Genomic DNA, 21,469 nt, shown 5'->3' with positions numbered 1-21,469 from the left:
AGGGGAAGACCCTGGAGAAAATCAAGAGAGGAAAGCTGCCGGTCGTCTTCGAGAGCACCATCGAGCTTCCGTCGCGGCGTTCCGTTCACGCCGAGGAGCCGGAGGCCGACGACGGCGATTCAACGGATCAGTCCAAGAAGAAGGATAGCGCCCGTTCCGGCAGGCGCAAGCATCTCTGGGAATTCATCGCCATCGCCACGGTCCCGCTGGTGCTGGTGCTCGGCAATTCCATGCTTGTCCCGATCCTGCCCGAATTGGCCCGGAAGCTGGGCGTCAGCAAGGGACAGAGCAGCATGGTGATCACCCTGTTCTCGGTCACGGCGGGGCTTGTCATTCCGGTGGCCGGTTATTTGTCCGACCGGTTCAGCCGCAAGGGTGTCATCATTCCGGCGCTCGTGCTGTTCGGAGCCGCGGGCGTACTCGCCGGGTTCGGAGCGGTTTGGCACTCCTATACCATCGTCATTGTCGCCCGGGCGATTCAGGGGATTGGGGCGGCGGGCACATCGTCCATCGCCATGGCCCTGGTGGGCGACCTGTACAGCGGAGCGACGGAGAGCCGGGCGCTCGGGCTGACCGAAGCGGCCAACGGAGCCGGCAAGGTCATCAGTCCGATTCTCGGCGCGGCTCTCGCCCTCTGGGTGTGGTACGCGCCGTTCTTCGCCTTTCCGGTCTTCTGCGTGCTGTCCATCCTCGCCGTGTCGCTGCTCTTGAAGGAACCGGCCAAGAAGAAGAAGCCTCCCGGCTTCCGGGAGTACGTCCAAAGCAACAAGGAGATTTTGCACGACAAGGGCAAGTGGCTGATTCCCGCCTTCTTCAGCGGTTCGCTCGGTTTGTTCATTCTGTTCGGCGTGCTCTTCTACCTCTCCAATATCCTGGAGGAGCCTCCGTATAAAATCGACGGGATCGTCAAGGGCCTCGTGCTCGCCATCCCCCTGCTCGGGATGGTGGTTACCTCCTACACGACCGGGGCCACCATCAAGAAGAACGGCAAGCTGATGCGCAGGCTGATGCTGATCGCCCTCTGCGGCATGGTCGTAAGCTTGGGGCTCACCGTCTTCTTCCACAAAAACCTGTATGTGCTCATCGGCCTCATCACCCTGGCCAGCATCGGCATCGGCCTGCTTCTGCCCTGTCTGAACACCATGATCACCGGCTCTGTGCAAAAGGAGGAGCGCGGAATGATCACTTCGCTGTACAACTGCCTGCGCTACCTGGGCGTTGCCGCGGGACCGCCGCTGTTCAGTTGGATGATGGACCGCTCCGACCGGCTGGTCTTCTTGACCGTCTCCCTGATGGCGCTGGCCGCGCTTGCCTTGGTTTTCTTCCTCATCAAGCCGAAGGCCAAAGTGGCGTGAACTCTCCGGCAAAAACGGCAGCGCCTCCTCATTCCGCGAGCGAGCGGGATAAGGAGGCGCTGTTGTTGCGGAGGCGTCCGAGGCTGCGGGCAACCGAAACCGATCAGCCGTAGACGCTCAGGCGAGAGTACAAATCGCCCAGGGTATAGACGCCGCGGGCGAGGATCTCGTTTAGCTGCCGCGACCACAGCTTGGCCGTCATCCGGGAGTCGGCCAAGGCGTGGTGGCGGTTGACGCAAGCGATGTCGTAATACTCCAAGAGGGCGTCGAGCGAGAGGCTGCGGCTGTGGGGATTAAGCCATTTGGCGATCATCATCGTATCCAGCAGCCGGTGATTCAGGCTGGTCTTCGAGGTTTTCCACAGCGCCGCGTTCAGGAAATGCTTATCATGCCCGCTGCCGTGGGCAAGCAGAATCCGCCGGTTGATAAAATCCATAAAGTCGCTCAGCGCGGGCAACAGCTCCTGCCCCTGCGCCGCTTCCTCGTCGGTGATGCCGGTCAGCTCGGCTACGACCTCGGGTATGCGGCGCTTCGGATTCACCGGCGTATAGAACGTCTCCGATTCCAGGACTTTCTCCCCCACGACCGCGATGGCGCCGATCGAAATGATCTCGTCTCCGTTGTAGGGAGAGAAGCCCGTCGTCTCCAGGTCGAATACGACGGCTTCCATCTCCTCCAGACCGATCTCATACAGCGACTGTTTGCGCTGCTCCTTCATCATCGAGCGGATATAGGCCATATGCTGAGCGCTGCCGGGATTAAAGAGCGAGGTGACAGCCGGCGTGATTCCGCCCTGCTTATACAGATGCCAGATGCCCGCGTTTTCCGGACGCACCGGCTTCATACCCATCCCTCCTTTCCGGCTGCCGTGCAATCTGCCTGTCAGCCCGTCCCGTGAATCCCGATCATTCCCGTCTATCCGCCTGGGCGATCCGCTTGATCGACCCGTCTGGCCACCAGCTTCTGCAGCCGGCGAACCGACCTCAGCGCCCGCTTCAGCTCCCGCTTGCGGGCGGCATCGAGCAGACGGATGTCAAGCATGGGAGCCTGTGCCTCCTGTCCGGGTTCCGGTTCGCGGGTAGCCAGGCTGCGGAAGTACAGTGCCGAGGCAAAATTACGCTGCCAGTCGAGCACAAGCTCCGGGGACAGCCTGCCCCGCTCGCGAATGAGCTTTAACCGGCGAGCCGTCGAGGTGGCCCACACGCCCTCGCAGACGGCCAGCAGGCGAATCCCGCCGGCAAACGGGATATAGAGGCCGTACTTCACATCGAAGCGCCCCGCATGTTCCCCGTACCGTTCCGTGAGAAGCTGACCGAACGGACCGAGCGCCGGCTTGCGCCGAAGCGTATTCTCCAGCATTCGCCGCAAGGCGGCGGGACTGCGCAGCGGGTAGGCGGCAAATTCCGCCTGGACGGCTTGGGCCAGGACTTTATCCCCGTACAGGTGTCTCATGTCGGCGACGATCAGCAGGTAGCGGACCGCTTCCCACGAGCCGTCCTCCTCCCATTCCTGCAGCATCCGCTTCCAGGCGGCAACCGGTTTATTCCAGCGGGAATGGTTGCAGGTTACCCCCCCTTCGCAGGGAGGATAACCCGCTTCGGTCAGACAAGAGACGATCCGGTCCCCCAGTCTGGTAAAATAGGCCGCGGTCCGTTCGGCCGCTCCGGTGCTCGGGTCGGCATAGATAAGGCCATTGTCCTGATCGCTCCACAGCGTCTGCTCGCGGCGGCCTCCGCTGCCGAACAGAACAAATGCGTAGGGAACCGGCGGCGGTCCGTAGCCCTCTTCGGCAAGCGAGCGCTCGGCGATCGCCACTGCCCGGTACATGATGATGTCTTGAAGACCGTTTACCGCATCGTTGAATTCCTGCGGAAAGGACCCGAGGGGATGGTCTCGGAATTGGCCGGTCATGCCTTGGCGGAAAGCAAGCAGCTCCGGCATGCTCTGCAGGCGATTGACGCAGCGTTCGGCTGATTTGATGGACAGGGTCGTCATTTGGCCATCCCCCTTGGTCAGGCGATCCTTTTCGTTCACAAGGACCCTCGAAAGGGTCCTTGCGGCATGGTTAGGCGATAGGGTTAAGCATGAACCGTGTGATCCTTGGAGGCTTCGGTAATCCGGCGCATCTGTTCCGGATACCCGTAGGTGCCGTGTTCGCTCAAGTCGAGGCCGATAAGCTCCTCTTCTTCCGTGACGCGGAGGCCGACCGTCTTCTTGATAATGGTCAAGAGGACGAAGCTCACGACGGCGACGAAGACGAAGGTGCCGGCGACGCCGAGTGCCTGAACGCCGAGCTGGTGAAGCCCGCCGCCGTAGAACAGACCGGCTTTGTCGTCTCCCGCCAGCCCCTTGGTGGCGAACAAGCCGATGGACAGCGTGCCCCAGACCCCGGCGAGACCGTGGACGGAGAAGGCGTAGATCGGGTCGTCGAGACCGAGCTTCTCAAAGCCGACGGAGGTGAAGAAGGTGAAGATCCCGGCGATGGCGCCGATGACGACCGCGGCCCAAGGCGTAACATAGGCGCAGGCTGCGGTGATGGCGACCAGAGCGGCAAGGACGCCGTTCAGCATGAAGGAGATGTCAGCCTTGCCGAAGTACATCCAGGATACAACAAGCGTCGCTACGGCGCCAGCGGCCGCGGCCAGGTTGGTGGTGAGGGCGACATAGCCGAAGAAGCCGTCGTTCATGGCGGATACGGTGGATCCGGCATTGAAGCCGAACCAGCAGATCCAGAGGATGATGACGCCGAGAACCGTGAGCACCTGGTTGTGGCCAGGAATCGCATTGGGCGAACCGTCCTTGTTGAATTTGCCGATCCGGGGCTTCAACAGAAGCGTACCGATAAACGCCGCTGTCGCGCCTTGCAGGTGGACGACCGTCGAGCCGGCGAAGTCCAGCATGCCGATTTTGGCCAGCCAGCCGCCGCCCCAGACCCAGTGAGCCGCGAACGGGTAGATCAGAATCGTATACAGTACGCCGAAGATGAAGTAGACGATCAGCTTGGCGCGTTCGGCGAACCCGCCCCAGACAATGGCGAGCGATACGCCGGCGAAGGCCAACTGGAAGAGGAAGAAGATCGAGGTCGGGATGTCCAGGCTGCTGAACGAATCGAAGGCCGTCCGGCTAAGGCCGTCCGTGAAGAATCCGCTGGTGCCGATAAACCCGCTGCCGTTGCCGAAGGCCAGGCCGAAGCCGACCGCCCAGAAGGCGACGGAGGCGATCCCGAAGGTGAGGACCGTCTTGCCGGCGACATGGCCCGCATTCTTCATTCGGGTAGAACCGGCTTCCAGCAAGGCGAAGCCCGCTTGCATGAAGATGACGAGAATGGCGCCGAGCATAACCCACAGCGAGTTGACCGCCGATTGGAGCTGAGCCGCCGTCGCCTCATCCGCTGCGAAGGCAAGCGAAGGAACCAACAGGGCAAGCGCGGCGACCGAGACAGCCACTTTTTTCCACATAGAAACCTCTCCCTTAATGTTATATTTATTAACATGTCGCTTACTTGTTGTAATTATATTGGCACGTGGTATAAAATGCAACATATTTTTTCTTAAATATGTTGTGAATTTGGCATGGAATCGTTCGGATTTTCGCATTAATGTCATGTTTGGTTACAGATTGTTCAGTCATCCGGTATTCCGGATCGTCCTTTCGGTTCGCCTTTCCTCTTGGAGGGTATGCTATTTATAATTGAAGCGAAAAATTGTCCGGTTTTCCGGCACCGCCATGAAACCGAAAGAACCCTGACTCGTATGGAATAGGAAAGCTTGGGGCATTCCCCATTCCAGAATAGGAGGATTTCGATCATGTATCCCAGTTATGGTTACGGTTACGGCTTCGGTATGGATCCCATGATGATCCTGATCCTGCTGGCCTTCGGTTTGTCCCTGTGGGCATCCTTCCGGGTAAGGGGAACCTTCAACCGGTTCTCCCAGGTCCGCGCCGCCTCCGGCATGACCGGCTATGACGCCGCCCGCCGGATGCTCGATCTGAACGGCCTCTACGATGTTCAGATCGAACCGGTCCCCGGCACCCTGACGGACCACTACGACCCGATCAAGCGCGTCGTCCGCCTGTCCGAGCCGGTCTATTACGAGAGCAGCATCTCGGCCATCTCCGTGGCCTGCCACGAAATCGGCCACGCCATCCAGCACAAGGAATCCTATCCGATGCTGGTCGCCCGTCACCGGATGTTCCCGGTTGTCAACTTCGCCTCCAGCGCGTCTCCGTTTCTTATGCTGGCCGGCGTGCTCTTCGGCTCGCTGAACCTGGTTTGGATCGGCATCATTTTCTTCGCCGCCGCCGTCGCGTTCCAGCTGGTCACCCTGCCCGTCGAATTCAATGCCACGAATCGGGCCAAGAAGCTGATGGTCGCGGAAGGCTTCATCGACCTGAGGGAAAAACCCGGCGTCGACCGGGTGCTCAATGCCGCTGCGCTGACGTATGTCGCCGCCGCCTTGATCTCGCTTTTGCAGCTGCTCCGCTTCGTGATGATCTTCGGCAACAACCGCAATAACGATTAACGCCTTAACGCCTTCCTTACACCACAAAAAGTCCCCTCCCTCCGGGTAAATCCGGAAGAAGGGGACTTCTCTTATTGGGCCGAGTTAGGGGCGTGGCGTTTGCGGAGCGGGAGAGGAACCCGAACGAAAATATTCGGTCAGGTAGCGGCGGAAGCCTTCCGCCACCGGGGGCAGCGCTTCGCCGCTGCGGCGGATGATGCCGACGGTGCGCGTCACCGGCGGCTCCGTCACGCGCAGCTTGACCGGCTGCAGGTGCACGGTCTCGGTGAGCGCCATCTCCGGCAAGAGGCTCACGCCCATGCCGGCGGCGACGAGGCCGCGGATGGTGTCGGTCTCTTCTCCCTCGAACTCGATCCGCGGCTTGAACCCGGCCTTGCGGCAGGCGTCCTGGACGATCGTTCGAAGCGAATACGCCTCGCTGAACAGAACGAACGGCTCGTCGGCGAGCTCCTCCAGCCGGATCTCCGTCCGGGCGGCGAGCGGATGACCGGGCGGCAGGATCGCGTGCAGCTCCTCCGTCAGCAGCCATTCGCCGGAGACCTGATCGCTGCGATCCGGCAGCGGGGAAATGAACGCCAGGTCGATCTCCCGGTCGACCACGTCGCGGATCAGGCTCGTGTAGGTGCCCTGCCGGAAGCGGAACTTGACCTCTGGCTGAATGCGGCGGAAGCCGGCGACGACGGTCGGCAGCAAGCTGACGCCGAGGCTATGGGGAAAACCGATGCGGATTTCCCCTTTGGCCGGATCAAGAAATTCCTGAACCTCGCGCACCGCCCGGTCGAGCTCGCTGATGATGCCTTCCACTCGTCCCAGGAACAGCTTTCCCGCTGAGGTCAGCTGTAGGTTTCTTCCTCTCTGCACAAAGAGGGATACGCCGAGCTCCTCTTCCAATTGGTGAATCTGGCGGCTGACGGCCGATTGGGCAATGTGCAGCTCCTCGGAGGCTTGGGTCACATGCTGTTTTTTGGCTACCTTGAGAAAATACTGGAGCTGTCGAAGTTCCAAGACGCTACCTCTCCCCGGATTGGACAAGTGAATTTCCAACCCTATATAATAAAGACTGCATGGAAGTTCTTGCTTGCAAGTTTTTATGAGCCAACCCCTAAAGGAGGAACAGAAGAACATGACTCAAGAACGTACAGGTGTGGCAACCTTGAAAGGAAATCCGCTCACGCTCGTCGGACCGGAACTTCGCACGGGCGATGACGCCCCCGCTTTCACCGTGAGCAAGAATCTGACGGAGTCCGCCACTCTGGAGGACTTTGCCGGTAAAATCAAGCTGATCAGCGTCGTTCCCTCGCTCGACACGGGAGTCTGCGACATGCAGACCCGCCGGTTTAACGAGGAAGCCGCTAAACTCGGCAATGACGTGGTCGTCCTGACCATCAGCAACGACCTGCCTCCCGCCCAAGCGCGCTGGTGCGGAGCCGCAGGGGTCGATCAAGTCGTCCTGCTGTCGGACCACAAGGACGTTTCCTTCGGAACCGCTTACGGGGTGCTCATCAAGGAGCTTCGTCTGCTGATGCGTTCGATCTTTGTCCTCGACAAGGAGAACAAAATCCGTTACGTCGAATACCTCCACGAAATGACCGAGCATCCGGACTACGATAAAGCGATTTCCGCCGTCCGCGAGCTTCTGTAATCGGGCAGTCCGAAGCAAGTCGATTATACCAATGAACCGTCCGATTTGCCAGCTTCACGGCCTCGGACCCCCAAGCGAAAAGCCCGCCAAAACCTGGAGCGATCAGGTTTTGGCGGGCTTTTTAACGGAGCCGCCCCCGTGTTCCCGCGCCTCCGGGGGAGAAGATTAATTGAAGCTTGTGTCCCCTGCACTCAAATCCAAGCGAACCTTGTTGATCACGACCGTGTGATTATCCACCCATTCCACTTCAACCTGATCCACTCTTTCCTCATAGAAGATGACCTTCTTGAACCAGAGCGGCCCGTTCCGTTCTCCCAGTACCCCAAACGGCCCCATGGCTCCCGCATTCGTATAAAAGAAATCCAGGGTATAGGCTCCATCCGGGGATTGCACCGTTTTGATCTTTGTTTTCGCGCCCGAAAACATGCTTGTAAACGCCATAACCAGACAAAGCAGCACGATGAGCAAGCCCGATAAAATCGTCGTAGTCCAGCTTCTCCACTTGGCTAGCCGACTGGAGCGGTCCTTAAAACCGATTGCGCCCAGGATCAATGCCGCTAGGGCTATGCCGAACAGGACAACATTCGGAGGAGCGATTAACCAGGTATGGTAAATATATGAATACAAGGAGTACGCCGAAATCGCGGAGCAAAGAAGAGACAATCCAAACGCGCTTACATTCACCTTTTTCAAGACCGGCCTCCTTACCCGAACCGAATCGCTTTCGCCCACGGTTCTCGCTCGTCGGATAACCTGCTGTTGATGAAGAAAAGCTCCCGGGCTTCAGCCCAGGAGCAGGATCGCTTACAGTTTGTATTGGGCCAGCCTCTTGTCCAAATGCCGGTAGATTTCCAGGATGTTGCGGTAGTTGGACCCCAAGTCGCCCAGACTTCCCCGGGAGGCGGAATAAATGTCGACCGCCGATTCCAGCGGAGTGATGCGGAAGAGCGTCAGGGTGATGTCTTGCGTGCGGCCGAATGCGGTCCGCTTCTCCACGACGATCTCGCCGACATTCTGAACCTCGTGCAAAATCGTGTACCCTTTCAGCTTCTTCAGCATGCTGACAACTTCCTCCCAAAGCTTGTCCTTGGGAAGCTTGTAATGCTTGGTCTTCAGTTCCGGCTCCTTCGCGTTCTCGCCCGTAGACTCGAAGCTGCGAATCAAGCCGACCAACGTCCTTTTCAACAATGCCTTGCCCTCCTCAACCATGGTCCTGAACCGATGCGCGGCACCGGATGGCTACTGCTCTCATCTTACCATTGTTTCGGAGAAAGCAAAAGAGGAAAGCGGTTAACTCCCCGACCGGGGAATCACCGCCTTCCGCTTCAAGCTTCGTCGGCAGGGACGAAACCGGCATGCTCCATGAAGCGGGCGAAGCCGCTCCGGCCGGCCGCGTCGCGTTTGTAAACGCCGGCGTCCAGCAGAACCCGGGCGAACTTCCGGCCCACCTCGCGCCGGACCGTCTCCAGCGCCTCCTGCTCGTCGAGAGCGGGGTTCTCGCGATGCAGCTGATACATCCATTCCGCGTGCTTGAAGAGCGGGCTGTCTTCCGCAATCGCGGGAGCCGCCTCCAGCTTGGCGGCTGCGGTGAGCCAGTCGGCGATCGCCTCCAGCTCTTCCTTCAGCCGGCCCGGCAGAACGGCGAGGCCCATCACTTCGATCAGGCCGATGTTCTCCTTCTTGATGTGATGAAGATCGGCGTGCGGATGGAACAGACCGAGCGGATGCTCGTCGGTCGTCCGGTTGTTGCGCAGCACGAGATCGAGCTCGTACTCGCCGGCCGCGCCCCGGCGGGCGATCGGAGTAATCGTGTTGTGCGGAACGTCGCCTTCCGCTCCACGGCTAAACGCAAGGATATTCGCCGATGCGTCGCTGTAAGCCCGCCAAAGCGCAAGCAGCCGGTCGGCAAGCTCCACCAACGGCTCGGGAGAAGCGGCGGACAGCCGGATGACGGACATCGGCCATTTCACGATGCCGGCGGCCACGCCCGGGAACTCCGGATGCCCGAAGGTCCGCTCCACGGGAGCCTTCTCCATCGGGAAGACGTGGTTGCCGCCCTGAAAATGGTCATGGCTCAGGATGGAGCCGCCGACAATCGGCAGGTCTGCATTCGAGCCGATAAAGTAGTGCGGCATCTGCCCGACAAATTCGAGCAGCCGAACGAATGAGCTGCGGTTCACCTTCATCGGCATATGCTCGCGGCTGAACAGGATGCTGTGCTCGTTGTAATAAATATACGGGGAATATTGCAGGTACCAGGGCTTGCCTTCCAATTGAAAGGGAACCACCCGGTGATTCTGCCGGGCGGGATGGTTGACCCTCCCCGCGTAGCCGATGTTCTCCAGGCACAGGAGACACTTCGGGTAGCTGCTCTGCGGCGCATTCCGCTCGGCGGCGATTTCCTTCGGGTCCTTCTCCGGCTTGGACAGATTCACCGTGATCTCCAGGTCGCCATATTCCGTAGGGGCCAGCCAGTAGTCGTTCTTGCGAATGCGGTCCATCCGGATGTAGTTGGAATGGATGGATTGACGATAAAACCAATCCGTCGCCTTCTCCGGGTTCTCCGCCGCGAGCTGCCAGAACCGGCGGGCAGTCTCCGACTGGCGCGGCATGAGGAGCCCCATGATGCGGGCATCGAGCAGATCCCGCTGCGTGGTGGTGTTTTCCGGCAGGATGCCCCGCTCCGCCGCGTAATCGAGAATCCGGTCAAGCACTTCCGTGGGAGCCTCGAGGGTCTCCTCCGGAAGCTCTCCGTCATAGGGCTCGTCGACCCGCAGCAGCTCCATAAGTCCGTTGCGGGCGACGATATCGTCGCCTTCCCCCAGCAGGCCGCTGGTCAGGCCGAACCGGATCAAGCGTTCAATCTCCAGTTTGATGTTCATGCTGCTCCTGTCCTCCGGTTCATGCTTGATAGCCGTTCGGATGCTCGCGGTGCCAGTTCCACGCCGAGGCGATGATGTCTTCCAGCCGGTCCATCCGGCGCACCCAGCCAAGCTCCCGTTCCGCCTTGGCGGAGGAAGCGATCAGCACGGCGGGGTCGCCGGCGCGGCGGGCTTCCGCCTTCGCCGGGATCGGATGCCCCGTCACCTTGCGGGCCACCTCGATGATTTCCTTGACCGAATACCCCTGGCCGCTGCCCAGGTTGTAAACCGCGCTGTCTCCCCCGTCCCGGAGCCGCTTGAGCGCGAGCACATGGGCGCTGGCCAGGTCGGCGACATGCAGGTAATCGCGGATGCAGGTTCCGTCCGGCGTCGGGTAGTCCTCGCCGTAGATGGAGATGAACTCCCGCTTGCCCAGCGGCACCTGGAGGACCAGCGGGATGAGATGCGTTTCCGGCGCATGATCTTCGCCGATCCGGCCGCTCTCGTGCGCTCCGCAGGCGTTGAAGTAGCGAAGCGCTACGTATTTCACGCCATGGGCGACGTCGAACCATTTCATCATTTTCTCCATCGCCAGCTTGGTTTCGCCGTAGGCGTTGGTCGGGAAAGTGCGGTCATTCTCCTCGATCGGCGTCCGCTCCGGTTCGCCGTAGGTAGCGGCGGTGGAGGAGAAGACAATCTTGTTCACTCCGTACTGCTGCATCTTCTCCAGCAGACACAGCGTGCCGTAGACGTTGTTATGATAGTATTTGCCGGGATTGGCCATGCTCTCGCCAACCAGCGAGTTGGCCGCGAAATGAATGACCGCTTCGATTTGATTCTCCTGGAAGACTTGATCCAGAAACGCCTTGTCCCGAAGATCGCCCACGTGCAGCTTGCCGCCCATGACCGCGTCCCGGTGCCCCGTCTCCAGGCTGTCCGCCACCACCACTTCTTCGCCGTTGCGAAGCAGTTCCGCCACCATGTGCGAGCCGATGTAGCCGGCTCCTCCCGTTACCAAAATCGCCATGCTCGTTCTCCCTCCGTATGCCCGGACTCTCCCGGGTTGCTCGTCTGGTCTACCTTACAACGGGCCTTTCTCTTCCGTTTCCGTCGAGCTTACAGCGCCTTTGCGCCATCGCCGATCTCGCCGACATAGAAATCGGCGCGGTAATCGGTCCGCTCGGCGTACGCCTTGCCTACCTTGGCGATGAACTCGTCCACCGCCTCGTCCTTCACGAGCGATACGGTGCAGCCGCCAAAGCCCGCGCCGGTCATCCGGGAGCCGAGCACGCCGGGAAGCTTCAGCGCTTCCTCGACCATGACGTCGAGCTCCTTGCAGGTCACTTCATATTGATCGCGGAGCGAGTCGTGCGAAGCCACCATCAGCTTGCCGAAGGTCGTTAGGTCGGAATCCTTCAGCGCCAGGACCGAGGCGAGTACCCGGTCGTTCTCTTCAATGACGTGCCGGGCGCGCTTCCTCACCGTCTCGTCGGGAATGAGGTGCTCGTTCGCCGCAAGCTGGGCCGCATTCAGCTCACCCAGGAAGGCCAGTCCCGGGAAGGCTTCCCGCAGGCAGGCGACGGCCTCCTCGCATTGGGCCCGGCGGGCATTGTATTCGGAATCGACCAGGCCGCGGCGCTTGTTCGTGTTGCCGATGACCAGCTTGCAGCCCTCCGCCCGGAAGGGAACCCGCTCATAGTCGAGCGTGTTGCATTTGAGCAGGATCGCATGATCCTTCTTGCCGTTCGCCACCGTGAACTGATCCATGATGCCGCAATTGACGCCCATAAACTGATTCTCCGACTCCTGGGCCACCAGCGCGAGCTGAACCCGGTCGACCGGATGCCCTTCGGAGGTCATGAAGCCGAAGGCCGTGGCGAGCTGAATGGAGGCCGATGAGGACAGCCCTGCCCCGTTGGGAATTTCCCCGAGGTAATAGACATCGTATCCGCCAAAGGTGTATCCCCTCTTGGCCAAGTGCACCAGCACCGCCTTCGGATAGTTGATCCAGTCATGCTCCTTCTCGTTCTTCGCGCCTTCGAGAACGATATCGGCCCGCGTCGGGAAATTGCCCGATGCAAATCGGAGCAGCTGATCCCCGCGCTTGCGCAGGAGCAGGGTCGTGCCGAAGGTCAACGCAGCCGGGAACACATACCCGCCGTTGTAGTCGGTGTGTTCGCCGATCAGATTGACCCGCCCGGGAGCAAAGTAACATTCGATCCCCTCTTCCGTGCCGCCGTACAACTCCACAAAAGTCCGTTTCAGTTCGTTTAAATCCGCCATTCCCCGCACCTCTTTCTTATCGCGTTGCTTGCTGTCATTCAATCAAAAGCGAAGTTTCGTTTATGATAATAAGTGATCGTTTGTGTTCGTTTTTATTGTACTCCGGTCCTGTCGGGCGGTCAATAGGCGATCTTGACCGTTTCCCTAGACCAGCACGAGCCGAATGTTCGTCTCCCGCCGCAGAAAATCGGCATATTCGCCGGGCAGGCCTTCATCCGTCACCACAACGTCCACCGCGTCAAGTTCGGCGATGCGGGAAAACGCCACCTTGCCGAATTTGCTGTGGTCGGTTACGACGATCACCTGCTTGGCGAGGGCGATCATCTTGCGGTTGACGCTGGCCTCCTCCAGGCTCGGGGTCGTCAGTCCGCCCTGCAAATCCAAGCCGTCGACGCCCAGAAACAGCTTGTCCGCACGGATCTTGTCCAGGCTTTCCTCGGCGAGCGGGCCTACGAGGGCATGGGATTGCGGGCGGATGCGGCCGCCGGTCAAGATTACGTTCCACTCCGTCTCCGCCGCCACGCTCGCCGCGATATTCGCCGCGTTGGTGACGAGGCTGAGCGCCTTCTTGCCCCGCAGCTTGCCTGCAAGCAGCATGTTCGTCGTGCCGGGGGTGAGAAGCAGCGATTCTCCATCCTCGACCAGCGCCGCCGCCGCTTCGGCGATGCGGATTTTCTCGGCGGTGAACGCTTCTTCTTTCTCCGAAAACGAGCGTTCGTGCGCGGTCTCCCGCACCCCCGACTGGAGCGAGAGGGCGCCGCCGTGGGTGCGGTACAGGTAGCCGCCCTCCTCCAGCCGCTCCAGATCGCGCCGGATGGTTACCGGCGACACGCCGAGCGCCTCGCTTAGCTCCTGCACGGTAATTTTGCCGATTTGGTTGACCCGTTCGAGAATTTGATTCTGTCGTTCTTCCGCAAACATCGGATGGCCCGCCCCTTTTTTGAGGGATATGATCCCCTTCAAAAAACTTTGTTCAATTAATATACAAAGACAGCAGGAGTTTCGCCCTGCCAGTTCGAATATAATTATAGCAGAGTCCATGCGGGATTACTCTCGGTCTGCCGCCCTCCTTCGGGACAGGCCCGGGACCCGCTTATCCGATCAGCTATGAGGTGAAAGCATGGGTTATTTTTTGGGTGTCGATTTGGGTACATCGGCCGTAAAATGCATTTTGGTGGATGAACAGGGCCAAGTGAAGGCCGACAAAAGTGTGGAGTATCCCTTCTATCAGCCGCACCCCGGCTGGGCTGAGCAGAACCCGGAAGATTGGTGGACCGGTTCCGCGGAATGCATCCGACTGCTCCTTGAAAAGGCCGGAGTCTCCGCCGGCGAAGTACGGGGTGTCGGCCTCTCCGGCCAAATGCACGGCTCCGTCTTCCTCGACGGCGAGCTCGCCGTGATCCGGCCGGCGCTCCTGTGGTGCGACCAACGCACCGCCGCGGAATGCGACTGGATCGAAGAGACCGTCGGCCGCGAGCGCCTCGGCGAATTGACCGGAAATAAAGCGCTTACCGGCTTTACGGCGCCGAAGATCGTCTGGCTGCGCCGCCACGAGCCGGAGCATTACGCGCGCATCGCCCACATCATGCTGCCGAAGGATTACGTCCGGCTTAAGCTGACCGGCGAATTCGGCATCGACGTTGCCGATGCGAGCGGAACCCTGCTCCTCGACGTCGCCGCGCGCGACTGGTCGCAGGAGGTATTGGACAAGCTGGAGATCAAGCGCGAATGGCTGCCGCCGCTCTTCGAGAGCAACGACATCGCCGGCTATCTGACGGCCGAGGCCGCGCAAGCGACCGGCCTGGCCGTCGGTACGCCCGTCGTCGCCGGAGGCGGCGACCAGGCCTGCGGCGCCGTCGGCGTCGGTGTCGTCAAGCCGGGCATCGCCAGCGTAGCGCTGGGCACCTCCGGCGTCGTCTTCGTCCACGACGAATCGTATCAGGAAGACGAGGGACGCCGCCTGCATTCCTTCTGCCACGGGGTCCCGGGCAAATGGCACCGGATGGGCGTCATGCTGTCGGCGGGCGGAGCCTTCCAGTGGTGGAAGAACCATTTCGCCGGTGAAGAGCTGGCCCGGGCCGAGCGCGAGGGCCGGGATGTCTACGACCTGCTCACAGAGCTGGCTGCCACCGCGCCGATCGGCAGCGAAGGGCTGCTGTTTGCGCCTTACCTGACCGGCGAACGGGTGCCGCATCCCGATCCGAAGGCGCGCGGCGGCTTCGTCGGCCTCAACCTGCGCCACGGCAAGGCTCATCTTACCCGCGCCGTGATGGAGGGCATCACCTTCGGCCTCCGCGACTCGCTGGAGCTGATGAAGGAATCCTCCGTCGAGGTCTCCGAGCTGCGCGTCAACGGCGGCGGTGCCCGCAGCCTGTTCTGGCGGCAGATGATCGCCGACATCTTCGGCTATCCGGTCGTCACGGTCAACTCGACCGACGGTCCCGCTTACGGAGCCGCAGTGATGGCCGCATCCGGCGTACTCGGCCGCGCCATCCCCGAGCTGTGCGGCGAATGGATTCAGGTCGTTGACCGGGTCGAGCCGATTCCGGCCAACCAAGCCGCTTATGAGCGGTATTATGAAGTCTACCGCACGATGTATCCGACCCTGCGCGACACGTTCCACCAGTTGAGCGACCTCGCTTCCCAGGGTTAAGCCACTGTTATGCGCGAAGGGGCCTGCCGACTGCCCGACAGGCTCGCCCGCGGATCGGTACCCAACGAAAAAAACGCCTTTCCCCGAGGGGAAAGGCGTTTTTTTACGAAAGAGCAGCCCGCATGTGCCGTCCGGTTTAAGCGTTTCAAACCTGCACTCGCAGGTGGGTGTCCGCAACCGCGCTTATTGAGATCCCTTCAAAGAGGGCTTGTCAGCTGCGCAGTAATGTAAGTCTCCCTAGAAACATGTCATTGGTTCAAAACAACAGAAAACCATAACGTACACCGCAGGACTCTTATCCGTACCGTTATTATACGCTTCGACAAACTCCAGAAGCAAGGGATACTTGCTGGAAAGGACTTAATCCCGCTTCTTCCCGTCATCCGCCGGGAGGTCCGCTCCGTCTTCCAAGGCCAGCGGCTCGCCGTTTCGCGACGCGCGGTCCGCGTCCGAATCGTCAACCGAGCCGGGTTCGATGTCTTCCGCGTTAACGTCTTCCACGCCTTCCGCGTCTTCCTCTTCCGCCTCGTCTTCCTCGTCTTCTTCGGCCTCTTCTTCATTGGTTTTATAGCGGGATTGGATCTTCGTGAAGCCGCGGTGGAAGTTCCAGAAGGACGCCATCGCCATCACGCTGCCCATGAAGAACACGATGAGGAACGAATATTTGGAGCTGATATAGAGAATCGCCACGTTCATCACGAGCAGCATGATCGAATTGATCGGCTGGCCGATGGTGATGAGCAGGCTGTTTTTGATGATCTGGATAATGCCCATGTGCAGATGGACCATGATCGACAGGAAATTCAGGAACGCTGCCGCCAGGAATACCATCAGGACAATGAAGAACAGGGAGAAGGATTGCATGATGCCGTCCCGGCCCAGATAAAACGAATAATTCACCGAGAGAACGACGGCGAGAAAGGCGAAGATCAGCCCGCCGACCATGCTTTGCTTGTAATTTTCCTTATAGCCGCGCCAGTACGTTTTCCACAGCGGGACATCCACGTCCCCTGTCACCCATTTGCGGGCCACGGAGAACATGGCGGCGCTTGCAGGAACCAGCGTGAACGGGGAAACGATGCCGACGAGCAGGAACCATTGCCGGAAATAATCCGCCGTCAGCTGATCTGCCGGAGTCAGCATCAGGGTCAGCAGAAGATAGAAAAAAGGAAGCGAACTGAACAACCAAAGCAGATTGATGGCGGACAACCGCATGATCCATTCCGAGATGCGGTAAAACCCGCCCATGATACCTCTTGTTTCCAAAAAAGCTCCTCCTTCGTCGTTAGCCAAAGCCCCGCGAGCCGATCCGTAAGGTCCGGCGAAAACCCTTTCGCCATGCTGGTCCGGCAACCGGGCTGTGCCGATAGCCTGCTTCCATTATAGCTCATTTTTCGGCAAAGTCCTAGGCTGTCCTCTGCCTAGCCGCCGGATAAAATAAAAGCAGGCGAAGGATTGCCCTTCGCCTGCCCGTGTCCGTTGCCGGATCAATAGCTTATTCGTCGTCGCTCTTGCGGAAGCTGCTGCGGCTGTCGCTGCGGTTGTCGTCGCGCTTGTAGCCGCCGCCGCTGCGCTGCCCGTCGCGGTACCCGCGGCCGTCGCGGTTATAGTCGCCTTCGCGGCGGGGCCGGTCGCTGCGGTAGCCGCCGCCCGTTCCCGAGCCGGAGCCGTAGCGGCTGCCGCCTTCGCGGCGCTGTCCGCCGTTGTAGCTGCCGTAGCTGCCGTAACCGCTGTTCGGCCGGCGTCCGGCGGAGCGCACGTCCGGCCGGCGCTTCTTGGCGCGGATCGGCTCTTCCGGCGTCAGTTCGACTTCGACATCCTTGCGGTCGCCGGTGAGAAGCTTCATCGCGGCGGAAAGCAAATTGACGGAATCGTATTCTTCCAGGAGCTGAATGGCGACTCCCTTGTATTCGTTCGTGTCCTCGCTCTGCATCAGGTTGATGATCCGCTCGGCCGTGATCTTCTGCTTGCCTTCGATTGCCTCGGCAATGCTCGGAACCGGCTTGCGGGTGATCCGGTGACGGGTGATCTTCTCGATGAAGTGCAGGTGGTCGATTTCGCGCGGCGTCACGAACGTCCAGGCGGTACCCTCTTTGCCGGCGCGGCCGGTACGGCCGATGCGGTGCACGTAGCTTTCGGGGTCCTGCGGCAGGTCGAAGTTAACGACGTGCGACACGCCGGAGACGTCGAGACCGCGGGCGGCCACGTCCGTGGCAACCAGCACGTCGATGCTGCCGTCGCGGAACTTGCGCATGACGGCGTCGCGCTGATTCTGCGAGAGGTCGCCGTGCAGACCCTCGGCGGAATAGCCGCGCTTCTGCAGGCCTTCGGCCAGTTCGTCGACGCGGCGCTTGGTCCGGCCGAAGATGATGGCGAGGTCCGGCGATTCCATGTCGATCAGACGGCAGAGGGCGTCGAACTTCATCTTTTCCTGCACTTCAATATAAGCCTGCTGGATCAACGGTGCGCTGACCTGCTTCGGAATGACGGAGACATGCTCCGGGTTCTTCAGGAACTGCTGGGCGAGCCGTTGGATATTCGACGGCATGGTCGCCGAGAACAGCATGGTATGGCGTTCTTCCGGAACCAGGCTCAGGATCGACTGAATGTCTTCCATAAAGCCCATATCGAGCATTTCATCCGCTTCGTCGAGGATGACGGTCTGCACGTCATCCAGCTTGATCGTCTTGCGGTTGATGTGGTCGAGCAGACGGCCCGGCGTCCCGATGATGATCTGCGGCCGCTTCTTCAGCGCGCGGATCTGCTTTACGATATCCTGTCCGCCGTAGATCGGCAGCGAACGGATGCCCTTGAACCGGCCCAGCTTGCTGACTTCTTCGGCCACCTGGATGGCCAGCTCCCGCGTCGGGCACATGATGAGGGCGACGATGCGGTCTTCGCTCGGCTGAATCTTCTGCACGAGCGGCAGGCCGAAGGCCGCGGTCTTGCCCGTTCCCGTCTGTGCCTGTCCGATCAGGTCCTTTCCTTCCAGAGCAAGCGGAATCGTCTTCTCCTGGATGGGCGTGGCTTCCTCGAAGCCCATCTCGGTTACGGCCCGAAGCACCTTCGGCTCAAAGCCGAACTCGTTGAATGTCATCAAATGAATCAAACTCCTTTTCCTGGGCCGGTGCGGCCCTCTCTACTTATGCCATAAACGGCTATCCCCAGTACGGTTGTTCAGTTCCGGTCCCGCTTGTGAGCACCCTTGCGGTGCATAAAAAAAGCATTTCCCTTTGAGCAGGAAAATACCGCCGTACCAAAGAACATCACGGATTAGTATAGCATACCGCATAAGGACAATGCCAGCGCCGCAGGGGGTTGTTTTCACATTTCTTTCACGCGAGGCGAAACCCCCTTCCCCTTCATACGTATGAAAGAAGCAGCCATACGTCCATACCAACGGCAAGGGAGAATATGCCAATGTCCATTATAAAACGAATCGGAGCCATCGTGAAAAGCCGCAAGGAAGCCCCGCCCGCCCCGGCGCGCAGCGCAATCGAGGATTCCCGCGTCGGCGATATTGTGTCCGTCAACCTGGAGCAATATGTTATCACCGGCAAGGTGGAATATTTTGACCGCGGGTTCCCCCCGCACCGCATCGCTTATTACCTGAGGGACGGCAAGAACATCTCCTGCCTGCTCGTGGAGAAGGGGCGGCAGAACGAATGCTTCCTGTGCGAATTCATGGAAGGCTCGCTCGACAACCCGGATGAGGTGCCGACCCGGCTTGACGTCGACGGAGAGGTATCCTTCGATCTGGAATGGAACCGGACCGACTTGACCCGTTCCGAAGGGCAGACCGACTTCCGCAGCGGCGATGAGGTGCTCTTGTGGCGCTACTGCTCCGAGGGCGAAGCTTACTTTTTCCTCCAATGGCAGGACGGCAAGTTCGTCGCCATGAGCGGAGAGCGGCTGCCTGCGGGCGAAGTGAAGTTCCTGCGATCGGATACGCTCGCTTAACCCATTATAAGGAGGCTACCGCATGAAACGCCTGACCTGGCAAGCCTGGGTCGCGCTAGCGCTCGTTTTTTCCCTGCTCGCCGGCTGTTCGAACCTCTCCGGCTACGTGAAGGACCATTATCCGCTTGTCGACATTCAGGGCAAGGGCCAAGACGCGTCGAAGGTCTACCTGGCCGAGAATCAGGATGTGCCGACGACCGCCGCCAAGCTCGCCAAGGAGGAGAAGCCGCGGGAGATCAGCGAGGAGAGCAAGGAACAGATGTTCCTCGCCTACTCGGACAAAATCGTCCAGGTGCAGCAGGACCCGGCGAACGCGGCCAATTCCCTCGTCGAGATCAGCTCCATCGCCTATGCGCAGAACCACTACAGCTCCTCCTTCCTGGAGGGCTATCTGACCGCCTCTCTGCTGCATTCGCTGTTCGGCGGCTCCGGCGGAAGCTGGCTCTCCAACGGCACCAATACGTACAAAGGCTACTCTTCCTTGCCGGACAGCAAGTCGAAGACCAGCGCCTTCGAGTCGGAGCTGAAGCAGAAGAAGCCCAAAACCTCGACCGGAACCGGGTTGTTCAGCAGCAAGAAAAGCAAGAGCGATACGTCCGACAAGGATACCTCCGTTGCGCCGAAAAGCTCGGGAACCTGGAGTACCAAGTCCTACAGCAAGAAGAGCGACGGCTCGACCCCCAGCTTCAAAATCAAGAAGCCCTCGACCAAAAAAAGCTTCGGCTCCTTCTCAAGCAAGCGACGAAGGTAGCCCCGCGAAAGCCCCCGTCATCCGCCGGGGGCTTTCGTGTGCCCGCCTGCTTGACACCGCTTTCGCCCCCTCAATAATGGTATCGACAATCGCGCAACATGTCGTATAATGGGTTACGCGCCAATCGCCGGATAAGTCCGGTCCCATGGCCAATACTAAGGTTGAGGTGTCATCATGAAACGCACGCTGTACGAAATCGGCTCCATCCTCGCGGGAGCGCTCCTGCTCGCCGTCGGCTTCAACATGCTGCTCATTCCCCACCAATTGCTCGCGGGCGGCATGTCCGGCGTCGCGATGCTGGTCGGGTATTTCACGAATTGGAATATCGGGGTCATGTACCTGCTGTTCAACATCCCCGTTATCGTCTGGGGCCTGGTCGCCATCGGCAAGCGGTTTATCTTCCTCAGCTTGATTTCCGTCGGCGCCACCACCTGGTTCATGCAATTGGTGCCGACGACGCCGATCGCCAATGAACCGATTCTGGCTGCCGTCTTCGGCGGGGTCATCATCGGCATCGGCGCAGGTCTGTCGCTTCGGGCGGGCGGCTCGACCGGCGGCTTCGACATCGTCGGTTCGATTGTGACGCGCAACCGCGACTTTCCCCTCGGAAGCTTTATTTTTATCCTGAACGGTTTGGTCATTCTCGCACTCGGGTATTATAAAGAGAACTGGGACTTGGCACTATACTCCATGCTTTCGATCTACGTCTCCTCGAAGCTGGTCGATGCGATCCACATCCGCCACGTCAAGGTGACCGCCTTTATCGTGACGAAGGAGAAGGATCTGCTGGTCGAGCATCTGCTGAAAAACCGGGGAGTGACGATCATGAAAGCGGAAGGCGCCTATTCCAGGCAGGAGAAGGATGTGCTCATGGTCGTGACTACCCGCTACGAGCTGGCAGAGCTGAAAGAGTCCATCCGCGTCCTGGACCCGAACGCCTTCGTCAATATCGTCGAAACAGTCGGGGTGCTCGGTCAATTCCGCCGCCACTAAAACCAGCCTTTCCCCCTGTTGCCGCCGGCCGGTCCCGTGGTATACTGGAAATGTGAATTTCATCAGGTTCTGGTGCGTCCCGCACGCGCGTTCCAACTCCTTTTTTCTCGCAAGGAAAAATCCGATTGGGATGGTGATGCCTGTGGAAACCGTCAAACTGGCCAGCATCGTCATGAAATTTACGCCCCAGATGTTCCCGTTCCTTAAGAAGATCGAGCTGGACTCGGACATCGTACTCCTGAACGGCATCGAGGCCCTGGAGACCGAGGATGCCATGGAAATCATTCAATTCAGCATTTCCGAACACCAAAAGGACGCCTGGCTTCAATAAGGCGTCTTTTTCTTTCCGCCGACCGAAGTTCGAATGAGCCCGCTGCCGGCGACTAGGACAAAATGCCTTTGCCGGAAGCCGGCTTTTTGTTTAGTATAGGGAGGAACACGGGTAAGT

The 21,469-nt window shown here is 59.8% G+C and carries 20 protein-coding genes and 1 other RNA gene; 8 read left to right on the top strand and 13 right to left on the bottom strand.

Annotated elements, in window-relative coordinates; genetic code table 11:
- Positions 1-11 precede the first annotated feature (11 nt).
- On the top strand, positions 12-1,355 hold the full coding sequence (locus ACSEXS_RS04865; RefSeq protein WP_438433086.1) for an MFS transporter: 1,344 nt from the start codon (positions 12-14) through the stop codon (positions 1,353-1,355).
- Positions 1,356-1,458: 103 nt separating this feature from the next.
- On the opposite strand, the gene ACSEXS_RS04860 is transcribed toward ACSEXS_RS04865, so the two are convergent.
- From ACSEXS_RS04860 to ACSEXS_RS04850, 3 genes are all read right to left on the bottom strand, one after another.
- Complete coding sequence (locus tag ACSEXS_RS04860; RefSeq protein ID WP_438432045.1) at positions 1,459-2,199, bottom strand: exonuclease domain-containing protein; 741 nt, start codon at positions 2,197-2,199, stop codon at positions 1,459-1,461.
- 71 nt (positions 2,200-2,270) lie between these two features.
- A complete protein-coding gene (locus tag ACSEXS_RS04855; protein WP_438432044.1) occupies positions 2,271-3,350 on the bottom strand; it encodes a DUF294 nucleotidyltransferase-like domain-containing protein in 1,080 nt (359 codons plus the stop codon).
- An 83-nt stretch (positions 3,351-3,433) separates the two neighbouring features.
- Positions 3,434-4,813 (bottom strand): ammonium transporter, encoded by a 1,380-nt coding sequence (locus ACSEXS_RS04850; RefSeq protein ID WP_438432043.1) that lies wholly within the window; start codon positions 4,811-4,813, stop codon positions 3,434-3,436.
- 348 nt (positions 4,814-5,161) lie between these two features.
- Between ACSEXS_RS04850 and ACSEXS_RS04845 the strand changes: the two genes are divergently transcribed.
- The gene (locus ACSEXS_RS04845; protein WP_438432042.1) at positions 5,162-5,878 is read left to right on the top strand and encodes a zinc metallopeptidase; all 717 of its coding nucleotides are present in this window, start codon (positions 5,162-5,164) and stop codon (positions 5,876-5,878) included.
- 84 nt (positions 5,879-5,962) lie between these two features.
- On the opposite strand, the gene gltC is transcribed toward ACSEXS_RS04845, so the two are convergent.
- Entirely contained in the window at positions 5,963-6,883 is a 921-nt protein-coding gene (gene gltC / locus ACSEXS_RS04840; RefSeq protein WP_438432041.1) for a glutamate biosynthesis transcriptional regulator GltC, read from the bottom strand.
- Positions 6,884-7,001: 118 nt separating this feature from the next.
- On the opposite strand from gltC, the gene tpx reads away from it, so the two are divergent.
- Entirely contained in the window at positions 7,002-7,520 is a 519-nt protein-coding gene (gene tpx, locus ACSEXS_RS04835) for a thiol peroxidase (protein ID WP_438432040.1), read from the top strand.
- A 165-nt stretch (positions 7,521-7,685) separates the two neighbouring features.
- On the opposite strand, the gene ACSEXS_RS04830 is transcribed toward tpx, so the two are convergent.
- The 6 genes from ACSEXS_RS04830 to ACSEXS_RS04805 form a co-directional block, all read right to left on the bottom strand.
- Complete coding sequence (locus ACSEXS_RS04830) at positions 7,686-8,204, bottom strand: DUF5412 family protein (protein ID WP_438433085.1); 519 nt, start codon at positions 8,202-8,204, stop codon at positions 7,686-7,688.
- 120 nt (positions 8,205-8,324) lie between these two features.
- Entirely contained in the window at positions 8,325-8,708 is a 384-nt protein-coding gene (locus tag ACSEXS_RS04825) for a DUF1499 domain-containing protein (protein ID WP_438432039.1), read from the bottom strand.
- 137 nt (positions 8,709-8,845) lie between these two features.
- The gene (locus tag ACSEXS_RS04820) at positions 8,846-10,402 is read right to left on the bottom strand and encodes a UDP-glucose--hexose-1-phosphate uridylyltransferase (RefSeq protein WP_438432038.1); all 1,557 of its coding nucleotides are present in this window, start codon (positions 10,400-10,402) and stop codon (positions 8,846-8,848) included.
- 19 nt (positions 10,403-10,421) lie between these two features.
- Entirely contained in the window at positions 10,422-11,408 is a 987-nt protein-coding gene (gene galE, locus ACSEXS_RS04815; RefSeq protein WP_438432037.1) for a UDP-glucose 4-epimerase GalE, read from the bottom strand.
- An 89-nt stretch (positions 11,409-11,497) separates the two neighbouring features.
- Positions 11,498-12,664, bottom strand: a complete 1,167-nt coding sequence (locus ACSEXS_RS04810) for a galactokinase (RefSeq protein ID WP_438432036.1) — start codon at positions 12,662-12,664, stop codon at positions 11,498-11,500.
- A 144-nt stretch (positions 12,665-12,808) separates the two neighbouring features.
- A complete protein-coding gene (locus tag ACSEXS_RS04805; protein ID WP_438432035.1) occupies positions 12,809-13,585 on the bottom strand; it encodes a DeoR/GlpR family DNA-binding transcription regulator in 777 nt (258 codons plus the stop codon).
- A 199-nt stretch (positions 13,586-13,784) separates the two neighbouring features.
- Here ACSEXS_RS04805 and xylB point away from each other — a divergent pair, with 199 nt between their 5' ends.
- Positions 13,785-15,317 (top strand): xylulokinase, encoded by a 1,533-nt coding sequence (gene xylB / locus ACSEXS_RS04800; protein WP_438432034.1) that lies wholly within the window; start codon positions 13,785-13,787, stop codon positions 15,315-15,317.
- 111 nt (positions 15,318-15,428) lie between these two features.
- Here the strand turns inward: xylB and ssrS are convergent.
- The 3 genes from ssrS to cshA form a co-directional block, all read right to left on the bottom strand.
- Positions 15,429-15,613: non-coding RNA, 6S RNA (ssrS, locus tag ACSEXS_RS04795), on the bottom strand.
- Positions 15,614-15,677: 64 nt separating this feature from the next.
- Complete coding sequence (locus tag ACSEXS_RS04790) at positions 15,678-16,583, bottom strand: YesL family protein (RefSeq protein WP_438432033.1); 906 nt, start codon at positions 16,581-16,583, stop codon at positions 15,678-15,680.
- Between the two features lie 229 nt (positions 16,584-16,812).
- Positions 16,813-18,417: a degradosome RNA helicase CshA gene (gene cshA, locus ACSEXS_RS04785; RefSeq protein ID WP_438432032.1), complete on the bottom strand. Its 1,605-nt coding sequence runs from the start codon at positions 18,415-18,417 to the stop codon at positions 16,813-16,815.
- A gap of 320 nt (positions 18,418-18,737) precedes the next feature.
- Here cshA and ACSEXS_RS04780 point away from each other — a divergent pair, with 320 nt between their 5' ends.
- The 4 genes from ACSEXS_RS04780 to ACSEXS_RS04765 all read left to right on the top strand — a co-directional run bounded on the left by ACSEXS_RS04780 (position 18,738) and on the right by ACSEXS_RS04765 (position 21,352).
- Positions 18,738-19,277 (top strand): DUF4178 domain-containing protein, encoded by a 540-nt coding sequence (locus ACSEXS_RS04780; RefSeq protein ID WP_438432031.1) that lies wholly within the window; start codon positions 18,738-18,740, stop codon positions 19,275-19,277.
- Between the two features lie 22 nt (positions 19,278-19,299).
- Positions 19,300-20,028, top strand: a complete 729-nt coding sequence (locus ACSEXS_RS04775; RefSeq protein WP_438432030.1) for a DUF4247 domain-containing protein — start codon at positions 19,300-19,302, stop codon at positions 20,026-20,028.
- Between the two features lie 174 nt (positions 20,029-20,202).
- Complete coding sequence (locus ACSEXS_RS04770) at positions 20,203-21,021, top strand: YitT family protein (protein ID WP_438432029.1); 819 nt, start codon at positions 20,203-20,205, stop codon at positions 21,019-21,021.
- A gap of 136 nt (positions 21,022-21,157) precedes the next feature.
- Positions 21,158-21,352: a hypothetical protein gene (locus ACSEXS_RS04765; RefSeq protein ID WP_438433084.1), complete on the top strand. Its 195-nt coding sequence runs from the start codon at positions 21,158-21,160 to the stop codon at positions 21,350-21,352.
- Positions 21,353-21,469 lie beyond the last annotated feature (117 nt).

The sequence above is a fragment of the Gorillibacterium terrae genome, from assembly GCF_051594785.1.
In the GTDB taxonomy this organism is placed as follows: Bacteria; Bacillota; Bacilli; order Paenibacillales; family NBRC-103111; genus Gorillibacterium.
This window is presented reverse-complemented; position numbering and strand designations above follow the sequence as displayed.